Here is a 10820-nt window from a genome sequence, read left to right on the forward strand (position 1 = left end):
CGGCGACCGCGAGCCCATGGCGGCGCTGCGCGAGACGCTCGGTGGGCTGACCTCCGACATCCGGTTCGAGCGCGCCCTGGAGCGGCTGCTCGACGGAATCACGCTCGAGATCGAACGCCGCACCGCGTCCGCGGAGGGTTGATTTCCCAACCCCGCAAACGGCCCCCCTAGGGGATTTAAGGGGGGTTTACAGGTCGTGTCCAGGTGCTCTAGGAAGAGCGCTAGTCTCTCGCGGAGGAATTTCCATGCGTATGAAAATGAGTGCCGAGAAGCATGAACGCGACCTCCGGTTCTACAACAAATGGGCACCGACCTACGAGGACGCCAAAGTGCAGGCCGTCCGCGAACAGATCTTCGCGAGAATGCTTGCCTGGCTGGTTGGCCGGAATGTCGAGGCGAAGCGCATACTCGACGTCGGCTGCGGAACGGGGGCATTTCTGCGCATGGCCGCGGAACGGTTCCCCGACGCCGAGCTCGTGGGGGTGGACCATGCGGAAGGCATGATCGAGGTGGCCAACGAGAAGGCCGCCGGCATCGACAGGCTGAGCTTCCAGGTGTCCCCGGCGGAGAAACTGCCGTTCGCCGACGACGAGTTCGACCTCGTGGTCAGCACCATCTGCTTTCACCACTGGCTGAGCCGCCGGGAGGGAGTCGCCGAAATCAGCCGTGTCCTCTCGCGGGGCGGGCATCTGGCGATCGCCGACCACTTCGCGATCGGCTGGCTGCGCCCGATGTTCGCGCTCGGCGGCAGCCGTGACCGCATCCACACCCAGACCGAGATCGCCGCCATGTTCGCGGGCGAGTATCTGTCCGTCCGCGACTGGCAGTTGCTCTATGGCCTGGGCCCGCTGCGGATCGTGCACGGCGTGCTGGCCCGGCGGGTCTGACGCCAGCCGTTGAGAATCCTGGAAAGGCGCTAGTAGTGCGGTGTACGGTTACGTCGTACACCGTACGAAAGACAACCTCGCACGGTCCATCAGACCCGTGCCGAAGGGGCGGACATGACAGTCGGACAGCGGCGCGTCGCCCGGGCGACCGCACACGGAGAAGCGCGGGACGTCATCGAGGTCGCCACCCAGCCGATCCCGGAACTCGGGGCGACCGAAGCCCTGGTCAAGGTCGCGGCGATCACCCTCAACCACTCCGAAATCCTGGCCGTGCGCGGTGGTAAGTACGCCGAGGGCTTGGAGTTGCCGTTCCCGCTCGGCTACGAGGGGGCCGGCACGGTGGTCGCCACCGGCGCCGAGGTCGACCTCGCCGTCGGCACCAGGGTCGCGTGGACACCGGTGCCCGCCTCCACCGCGGACTATGTGGTGGCGCACGCCGGGATGTTGGTCCCGATCCCGGACACGCTGCCACTCGAGGAGTGCGCCCGGGTGCCGAGCGCGGGCATGACCGCGCAGCTGCTCGCCGGAATCCTGCCGCTGTACGGCAAGTCCGCGGTGGTCTGGGGAGCGGCGGGGCCGGTCGGCCGGTTCCTCACCGCCTTCCTCGTGGAAGCCGGTGTCGAGGTCATCGGTGTCGCCAGCGGCGACCGGGTGCGGATCCCCACCGAGCTCGGCGCCACGTACACGGTGGACCGCCGTCAGCGGAACGTGCGGCAAGCGGTCCTCGAACACACCAAGGACCGCGGGGTCGCGGCGGTCTTCGACCCCATCGGTGCCGCCGCCTACCAGGACAACTTGGCCATGCTGGCACCCCAGGGCTGCCTGGTGAACTACGGTCAGCTCTCCGGGGAGCTGCCCACCGTGGACCTCACGGACCTGATGGAGCGCGGTCTGTTCGTCACCAAGCTGGGGGGCGGAAGCGCGTACCTGGACAGCCTCGAGGCGCTCCACCAGTTGATCGTGAACGCGCTGGACATGCTCACGCGCAAACCCCTCGCCCTCGCCGACAGCGGCGGCACCTACACGCTCGACCGCGTCGCCGACGCCTACGAGGCGCTGTCGGCGAACCGCGAAGGCAAGATCATGGTGATTCCGTAAGGCGGCTGACGCTTGTCCAACCGCGACGAGTCACCAGCCCCTGGACCCGAAGCCCTCTAGACCAACGGGAGCCGTGGTGATAGCCGACCTGGTCGCCGCCATCGAGTCACCGGACGCGCGGCCACGCGACTTCGCTTCGCTGCCGGTACCGGAGTCCTATCAAGGCGCCGTGCTGTTCAAGGACGAACAGCACATGTTCGACGGCCTCGCCGTCAGCGACCGGGATCCCGCGAAGGCTCTGCACATCAGTGACGTACCGGCCCCGGAGCCCGGACCCGGCGAGGCCCTGATCGCCGTCATGGCGAGCTCCGTCAACTACAACACGGTCTGGAGTGCGCTGTACTCGCCCGTGCCGACCTTCGCCTTCCTCGAGCGCTACGCCCGTACCGGAGGCTCCGCCGAGCGCCATGACCTGCCGTACCACGTGATCGGCTCCGACCTCTCGGGGGTGGTGCTGCGCACCGGCCCCGGAGTGCGCCGCTGGCAGCCCGGGGACCGGGTAGTGGCGCACTGCCTGTCCGTCGAGCTCGAGGACGCGGCGGGCCACGACGACACGATGCTCGACCCGGAGCAGCGGATCTGGGGCTTCGAGACCAACTTTGGCGGCCTGGCCCAGCTGGCGCTGGTGAAGACCAACCAGTTGATGCCGAAGGCCGCTCACCTGACCTGGGAGGAAGCCGCCGCACCCGGACTGGTCAACTCCACCGCGTACCGCCAGCTGGTCTCACGCAACGGCGCGGGCATGAAGGTGGGCGACAACGTGCTGATCTGGGGCGCGGGCGGCGGTCTCGGCTCGTACGCGACCCAGTACGCCCTGGCCGGAGGCGCCATACCGATCTGCGTGGTGTCCAGCGAGCAGAAGGCGGCGATCTGCCGGGAGATGGGCGTCGAGGCGGTCATCGACCGAAGCGTGGAAGGCTACCGGTTCTGGCGGGACGAACACACCCAGGACCCCAGGGAGTGGAAGCGATTCGGGGGCAGGATCCGCGATCTGACGGGCGGTGAGGACGTGGACATCGTCTTCGAACACCCGGGTCGGGAGACCTTCGGCGCCTCGGTCTACGTGGCCCGCAGGGGCGGAACCATCGTCACCTGTGCCTCCACCTCCGGCTACCGGCACGAGTTCGACAATCGCTATCTGTGGATGCATCTGAAGAGGATCATCGGTTCCCACTTCGCCAACTACCGTGAGGCGTGGGAAGCCAACCGCCTGATCATCAAGGGCCTCATCCATCCCACCCTCTCGCGGAGCTACCGGCTCGCCGAGATCGGCCGGGCCGTGCACGACGTCCACCGCAATCAGCACCACGGCAAGGTCGGAGTGCTCTGTCTGGCCCCGGAGGAGGGCCTTGGGGTCACCGACCCCGAGCTCCGATCCGCCCACGAGCCGGCCATCAACCGCTTCCGGCTCGGGTGAGGCCCGGCCCCCGCCCCTAAACCTCCCTTCCCGGCTGGATCATTGGGGGCGTTTTCGCTATTCGGGGCCGGTAAAGAGAGTGGCCGACTGCTTCTGGCCCGGTGGGTGGTGAGGGGAATGCTCAATTCCGCCTGTTCGGTGCCCGGGATGGGCGGCGCGGGGTTTCAGCCCTCGGGATCCGCAGTTCCCGCAGCGTGCCACCGGGTACCGGTTCTTGACAGTCGCGGGCCGTGGTGGGGTAACGGGCCTCCGCGTTCTTGTCGGGGGCGGATCGGTCTGGTTACGCTTCCTGACGGTGTCTTCGCAACCGTTCGCCACGCCTTTGATATTTCCTCGCATCAGGAACTGGGTGAGCAAGGTGAATCGTCATGGCACGGGAAGCTCTGCGCGGCCGTCGGTCGACCCGGTTCCGCTGTTCCGCCTTCGGGAAGGCATTTATGCCACGGATCTGCTCATCGCGGTGATTGTGGAACTCGACCTGTTCACGTGGATCGACCGAGCGGGCGAGGTGCGCATCGGGGACATTGAGGAGGAGTTCGGACTTGACCCGCGTGCGCTCGATGTCCTGATCACCTACCTCGTCGCCCTGGAGTTACTCGAGCGCGGTCCGGACCAGAGAGTGCGGCTTATGCCGCTGGCTGCCGAGTATCTGGTCGCCGGGTCGCCCTGGGATATGCGGGCGTACTTCGGCTCGCTGAGTGAGCGTCCTGGCTGTGTGGAGATGCTGGCCGCGCTGCGTACGGGGAAGACGGCCTCGTGGTCCAGCTCTCCCGGTGACAGCCGGGACTGGTCGGAGCGGCTGGTCGACCCGGGCTGGGCGCGCCGTGTCGTAGCGGCCATGGACTCCCGCGGCCGGTTTCTGGGGGTGGAGTTCGCCGCCGCTCTGGACCAGTTGACCGGCATCAGCCGGTCGCTGGACATCGGCGGTGATTCGGGTGTGTACTCCTGCGCCCTGGTCGACCGCAGGCCCCGGCTGCGTGCCTCGGTCCTGGAGCGTTCGCCGGTGGACGGGGTGGCACGGGAGCTGCTGGCCGAGCGCGGCTATGCCGACCGGGTGGATGTCATCACCGGGGACATGTTCGCCGGTCCGCTGCCCGCGGGGTTCGACCTGCACATCTACTCGCATGTGCTGCATGACTGGTCCGAGGAGCAGGTCCGCGGTCTGCTCGCGGCATCGTATGCCGCGCTGGAGCCCGGCGGCTGGATCGTTGACCACGATGCGCACATCAACGCGGACAAGACCGGTCCGCTGCCCGCGGCCGAGTATTCGGTGATGATGATGCACGGGACGCAGGGCAAGTGCTGGGCGGTGTCGGAGCTGTCGGTGCTGCTCGCTGACAGCGGGTTCGTCGACATCCGGCACCAGGACACCACCAGCGACCGGAGTGTGGTCATCGCGCGGAAGCCCGCCGGGTGAGGCGACGGGGGGCCCTCGCGCGGCCGGTGTCGGCGGAGGCGCGGGATGAGCCTGCTGGCCATCGGTTCGCGCGGCGTGCGGCCGTGGCCAGCATGGTGGGAGCGGTCTTTGAGTGGTACGACTTCTATCTGTACGGCATAGCCACCGCGCTGGTGTTCAACAAGGTCTTCTTCACGGCCCTGGACCCGGCCGCCGGGCAACTGGCCGCGTTCGCCACGTACGCGGTGGGCTTTGTGGCCCGCCCGCTGGGAGCCGTGTTCGCCGGTCAGATCGCGGACCGGCACGGGCGGCGGCGTGTGCTCATCTTGTCGCTGGTCGTCATGGGCGTGGTCACCACGCTGGTCGGGGTATTGCCGACCTACGGTCAGGTGGGTGTGGCGGCACCGGCGGCGCTGGTGTTCCTGCGCCTGGTGCAGGGGCTGGCCGCGGGCGGGGAGCAGGGCGGCGCGGCGGTGTTCATGGTGGAGCACTCCGGCGCCCGCCAGCGTGGTCTGTGGGGGAGCCTGGCGACCTCGGGGGCGGGGCTGGGACTGCTGTGCGCCTCGGGCGCGTTCTTCCTGCTGCAGCACTTCGTCAGCACGGCGGACATCATGGCCGGTGCGTGGCGTATTCCGTTCCTGGTCAGCCCGGTGCTCATTGTCGTCGGGCTGGTCATCCGGGCGAAGGTCCCAGAGCCGGAGGTCTTCGCGCGCACCCAGGAGGTGAACCAGACCAGGCCGCACGTTCTGGTCGACCTTCTGCGCAACCACCGCAGGCCGCTTGTGCTCGGTATCGGCCTGCGGATCTCGCAGACCACCGCGTCGTACTTCTACACCGTCTTCTCGGTCTATTACGTCGGTGTGGTGCTGGGCAAGTCCTCCTCGGCCGGATCGGCCTCGGTCGCGGTCAGTTCCGCGCTGAGCCTGATCAGTGCCCCGCTGTGGGGAGTGGTCTCGGACCGGGCCGGGCGTCGCCGCTGGTATCTGTTCGGCGCCGTGGGCAGCGCGTTGTTCCTGGTGCCCTTCTTCCTGCTGGTCGATACCCGGTCGCCGGTGTTGATCGGTGTGGGGGTGGTCTTCGGACTCAATGTCTTCCATGACGCCATGTCCGCGCCCCAACCGGCCTGGCTCAGCGAGCTGTTTCCCACCGAGGTACGGGGCAGCGGTGTGGGCATGAGCTATCAGATCGGTGCCGTGCTCGGCGGTGGGATCCTGCCGCTCGTGGCGGCGTTCTTGCTGATGGCGGGCTCTGACCGGCCATGGCTGATCGTGGCCTACTTCGGGGCGCTGTCCGCACTGACCACCACCGCCGCCTGCCTCGCCCCGGAGACCGGTGCCGAAGCGCTCGAACCGCTGGAGCGGGCGGTGTGAACCTCGTCGGGAGAGCGGCGCGTGAGGCCGGGCGCCGTAAAAGCGGCTGCGGCGGCCGCCGGAGCCCATCAGAAGGTCGCCGAGAAGACCTCACTGACGGGGCCAACACCGACACCCCGAATATGTTCGAATATAATGTCGGAAGCGACACCTCTGGTGTAGATTGACGCCCAACCTTGATCTAGGACGGTCAAGGACGCTGTATACCAGCTGGACTGATGCTCACCAGCTGGGCTGGTGAGCACTACGGGGGTTGTTTTGTTAACGAGCATGTCCGCTGCGGCTTTAGTGTGGTGTCTTTTCCCGGAGGCGGATCATCCTGTTCCGAAGGCGGACGATGATCCCGGCGCGGGTGTGCGGCCGTGGACGTGACCACTGTGCCCCTGCCGGACGATGTGCGTGTGGTGCGGCATGCTGCGGCACTTCCTCGGGCGGAATGGGACGCGCTGACGCGGCCGTCCGATGTGTTTTTGTCGTCGCGTTGGTTGGATGTGGCGGAGGCTACGGCTGGGGTGCCGATGGCGTATGTGTGGGTGGAGCGTGGGGGTCGGGTGGTGGCGGGGTTGGCCACCGCTGTGGCGGGTGCGTCGGTGCCGTGGCTGTTGGGCCGTCCCGACCACGTTCTGACCAGGAGTGCCGCGGCAGGGCTGCCTCATGCGGCTGAGTTCCTTGCCGATCTGCCGAAGGAGCCCACCGAGGTCTTGATGCCGTCGTTGGTGGCGGGAGGGCGTCACCTCGGTAACACCCGTGTCTTGTACGGGGCGGAGGCATCGGCCGATGACCTCGACACGCTCCTGGCCGCGGCGGAGGGTCTGGCTCGTACCGCGGGTGCGGCGAGTGTGGCCCTTCTGCATGTGGACGAGTCGGACCGGGAGTTGCGGAGTGTCCTGGCGGGGCGCGGTTACGGGTTCTATGTTTCGGGGCGGTATAGCTCGTTGCGTGTGCCGGCGGGTGGGTTTTCCGAGTACCTTGCAGGGTTTTCGCGTAAGCGGCGGGTATCGATTGCCGCGGAGCGGCGGAAGCTGGCCGAGGAGGGCTGCCGTGTCACGGTTGAGCCTTTTGACGGCCGTGACTTCGCCCGGTTCGCTTCTTTGGAAGCGGAGTTGATGCGCAAGTATGGCATGGAGTGGCGGGATGATCAGTCGCTGCCTACCTATATGCAGATCCGGGAGCGTTTTGGGGAGGACGCTTTTACTCTGGTAGCGCGCGCGGATGGTGTGATCCGCGGGTTTGCTCTGATATTGCGGCACAGTGGCCATTGGTATGCGCGGCAGAGTGGCTTTGATTACGCGTATCAGCGGCGTAAGCGGGTGCCGTTGTATTTTGAGGTCCTGTATTACCGATTGGTGGAGGAGGCCGCTGCGGCGGGAGTCACCACCATTTATTACGGGCACGGCAGCGAGGAGACAAAACGTTCACGGGGGTGTGTGGCTACCGATCAGTTCTGCCATGTGCTGCGCCTGTGAGGCATGAGGGCGGGTGGAACCAGGCCGTTTGAGAGCGTCGAAGGGGGCCGGTGTGTCGCGGGTAAGTAGACGCCGTGTGCTTGTTGTCATTGAGAGTTTTATGGGGACTTTGGGACGTACGCCGCTCGAGGCGGCTCGTGCTCAGGGCTTGCAGGTTGCCTTTGTCACCCGTGATGTCTCCCGTTACACCCCCAACGCCCAGGCCCGTGAGGCGTTCGCGGCGTGTGTGGATGAGGTGATCGAGGCCGACGTCCACGACAGTGCCGCCGTGGTCACCGCTGTGGACCAGGCGTACGGGCGTGGTGAGCTGTGCGGGGTTTACACCACCCTCGATCACTATCTCCCGGTGGTGGCTGAGGTCGCCCGCGTGCTGGGTTTGCCCGGTCTCGATCCGGATGCGGCGGGTGCCTGTCGTAACAAGCTGCGGACGCGGCAGGTGGCTGAGGCGGCGGGCGTGGGTGTCCCGACCTGGGCGTGGGTGCGCTCCGAGCGGGAGGCGGTGGCCGCGGCGGGGCGTGTCGGGTTGCCGTGTGTGGTCAAGCCGATGACCGAGGGCGGGAGTGTGGATGTGAAACTGTGCCGCACTGAGGGGGAGGTGATCGCGCAGTATCACCGTATTGCCTCGGTGCCCACCGACTATTTCGGTGCACCACGCGTTCCCGGGGCGCTGGTGGAGGAGTACCTCGTCGGGTTCGAAGTGAGTGTGGAGTCCTTCACCCTGCGCGGTGAACGCACCCTGATCGGTGTGACCGACAAGCGGCTGGGCGGGCATCCGTATTTCGTCGAGGCCGGTGAACTCTTCCCCTCACTCCTGCCGCACAGCGTCCAAAAGGAGCTGGTGGGCACGGCGTTCGCCGCTCTCGACGCCGTCGGCCACGACTTCGGCTGCGCTCATGTGGAGGTGCGGATGACCGCGGCCGGGCCCAGGCTCATCGAGATCAACGCGCGCATGCCGGGCGGTCAGATCACCCGTCTGATCCGGGAGAGCACCGGTTTGAATCTGCAGCGTGAGCAGGTACGCATGCACACCGGGGAAGAGCCGGATCTGACGCTGCGGCCGGTGGGTGCCGCGGCGGCGCGGTTCGTCGCCGCCCCTCAAGACGGGACGGTGCGCGCGGTCCACGGTGCTGACTTACTCGGGCGGCTGGCGGGTGTGGTCGAGGTGGATGTGCATGTGGCGCCGGGCGATGAGGTGCGGGTTCCGCGGAACAGCGTTGATCTGCTGGGCAGTGTTGTGGCGTGCGGTCAAAACGGTGGTGAGGCCCTTCTGCGGGCTGATGCGGCTATCGGCCAGATAGGGATCGAGGTCGCGTAATGGCACACACGCCCGCTTCCCCCGGCAACCCCCCGTCCTCGCATACCCTCCGCACTCCCGCTTCCTCTCAGCCCTATCCGTGGACCGGGCGTACGGTGGTGGACCTCTTCGCCGAGGTCGCCGAGCAGGCGCCTGACCGGATGGCCGTGGAGGGCGGCGGCATCCGTATGACGGTGGGGGATATCGACCGGGCCAGTGCCCGTATCGCCGCCGAACTCGCCGCTGCCGGCGTCGGCAACGGTGATGCGGTCGCTGTCGTGGCGGACCGCAGTGCGTACCTCCCGGCCGCCCTGCTGGGCGTGATGCGCAGCGGCGCCGCGTTCGTGCCCGTCGACCCCGACTACCCGGCCCAGCGCCGCGCCCTCATGCTCCAGGATGCCCGCGCGCGGGCAACGGTGACCCTGAGCCAGTTCCTGGCCCAGGTGGACCACACCCGCCCGGTCATCCTCCTCGACACACCCCCCACCGACGCTTCCCACACCCCCGACGGCCCCCGCACCTCCGATGACACTTCCCGTGCCTCTCGTGCTGTCCTGCCCGCGGTCCGGCCCGCTGACTTGGCCTATGCGATGTACACCTCGGGCTCTACGGGTCGTCCCAAGGGGGTGGAGATCAGCCATCAGGCCTTCGCTAAGGGGGTTTTGGTGATGGCCTCGGTCGTGAACCCTCAACCGGACGATGTTTGGCTATCGGTTACCTCTCCCTCTTTCGATCCCAGCCTTCTGGATCTGTTTCTTCCCTTGCTGACGCAGGGGCGTATCGTCATCGCGGGCAATGAGCGGGTTGTGGCCGGGGATGCGCTGCACGCTCTGCTGGTCGGTAGTCGGGCCACGGTCATGCAGGCCACGCCGCTGACATGGCGGATGCTGCTTGCGGACGGCTGGGCTGGGCGGTTGCGCCTGGCGTTGTGCGCGGGGGAGGTGATGCATCCCACTCTCGCACGAGCTCTGGGGGAGCGGTGTGGAGAGGTGTGGAATGCCTACGGGCCGACTGAGACCACCATCTACGCCACCGCGCACCGCGTCGGCCCGGTGGACGCGGGGAGCATTCCGGTGGGGCCGCCGCTGCCGGACACCGACGTCCGTATTCTGGGCGAGGACGTGGCGCCGGTGGCGCGCGGCGAGATCGGGGAGCTGTGGATCGGCGGTACGGGTGTCGGCGCTGGCTACCGCGGACGCGAGGACCTGACCGCCGACCGCTTCCGCACCCTGCCCGGCGATCGGTCCGCGGGGCGGTTCTACCGCACCGGTGATCTGGGCCGTCAGCTCGCGGACGGGACGATCGAGCTGTTCGGCAGGGCGGATGACCAGGTCAAGATCAGAGGGCATCGTATCGAGCCCGGTGAGGTGGAGAACCAGCTTCTGGCCCACCCGGGTGTGGAGAGCGCTGTCGTGGTGCCGCGTTCCCTTCCCGGCGCGGCCGGTCTTCAGCTGGTCGCCTACGTCCGTCCCGCACACGGCGGTGAGATCTCCGCCCGCGGACTGCTGGATTTCCTCGCAGAGCGGCTTCCGAAGTACATGGTGCCCTCCGCTGTTGTGGAGGTGGCTCAGTGGCCGCGTACGGCGACCTACAAGATTGACCGTAACCGGCTGCCGGATCCGGGCACCGCTCCCGGCCACATCCCGGCTGGTTCCGCTCCGGGTACGCCGACTGAGCGTGCACTGGCCCAGCTGTGGGAATCAGTGCTGGAGCACCGGCCGGTCTCCCGTGAGGATGACTTCTTCGCTCTCGGCGGGCATTCGCTGCTGTCCATGCAGCTGATCGCCCGCATCCGCGAGGAGATGGGCGTGGCCGCCACGGTCCGCGACCTCATCAGCGCTCCCGTCCTGGCCGACCTGGCCGAGCGCATCGACCACACACCACCGACCCCG

At 67.5% G+C, this 10820-nt stretch carries 8 protein-coding genes; all 8 read left to right on the forward strand.

Annotation, left to right across the window (positions count from 1 at the left end; translation table 11 throughout):
• The first annotated feature begins 257 nt into the window (after positions 1-257).
• Complete coding sequence (locus VT50_RS36990; protein WP_053048496.1) at positions 258-887, forward strand: class I SAM-dependent methyltransferase; 630 nt, start codon at positions 258-260, stop codon at positions 885-887.
• A 114-nt stretch (positions 888-1001) separates the two neighbouring features.
• Positions 1002-1985 (forward strand): zinc-binding dehydrogenase, encoded by a 984-nt coding sequence (locus VT50_RS36995; RefSeq protein ID WP_053048497.1) that lies wholly within the window; start codon positions 1002-1004, stop codon positions 1983-1985.
• A 73-nt stretch (positions 1986-2058) separates the two neighbouring features.
• Positions 2059-3402, forward strand: a complete 1344-nt coding sequence (gene ccrA / locus VT50_RS37000; RefSeq protein ID WP_046085448.1) for a crotonyl-CoA carboxylase/reductase — start codon at positions 2059-2061, stop codon at positions 3400-3402.
• Between the two features lie 460 nt (positions 3403-3862).
• Complete coding sequence (locus tag VT50_RS37005; protein ID WP_079343976.1) at positions 3863-4819, forward strand: methyltransferase; 957 nt, start codon at positions 3863-3865, stop codon at positions 4817-4819.
• 92 nt (positions 4820-4911) lie between these two features.
• Positions 4912-6168 carry an MFS transporter gene (locus tag VT50_RS37010; protein WP_240529469.1) on the forward strand — a complete coding sequence of 419 codons (1257 nt, stop codon included), beginning with the start codon at positions 4912-4914 and terminating at the stop codon, positions 6166-6168.
• 362 nt (positions 6169-6530) lie between these two features.
• A complete protein-coding gene (locus VT50_RS37015) occupies positions 6531-7634 on the forward strand; it encodes a GNAT family N-acetyltransferase (protein ID WP_046085450.1) in 1104 nt (367 codons plus the stop codon).
• A 76-nt stretch (positions 7635-7710) separates the two neighbouring features.
• Positions 7711-8949, forward strand: coding sequence for an ATP-grasp domain-containing protein (locus tag VT50_RS37020; RefSeq protein WP_143645348.1), 1239 nt, complete (start codon positions 7711-7713; stop codon positions 8947-8949).
• A 98-nt stretch (positions 8950-9047) separates the two neighbouring features.
• The coding region (locus VT50_RS37025) for a non-ribosomal peptide synthetase (protein ID WP_158083250.1) at positions 9048-10820 on the forward strand (1773 nt) is incomplete at its 3' end.

The organism is Streptomyces antioxidans (assembly GCF_000968685.2).
In the GTDB taxonomy this organism is placed as follows: domain Bacteria; phylum Actinomycetota; class Actinomycetes; order Streptomycetales; family Streptomycetaceae; genus Streptomyces; species Streptomyces antioxidans.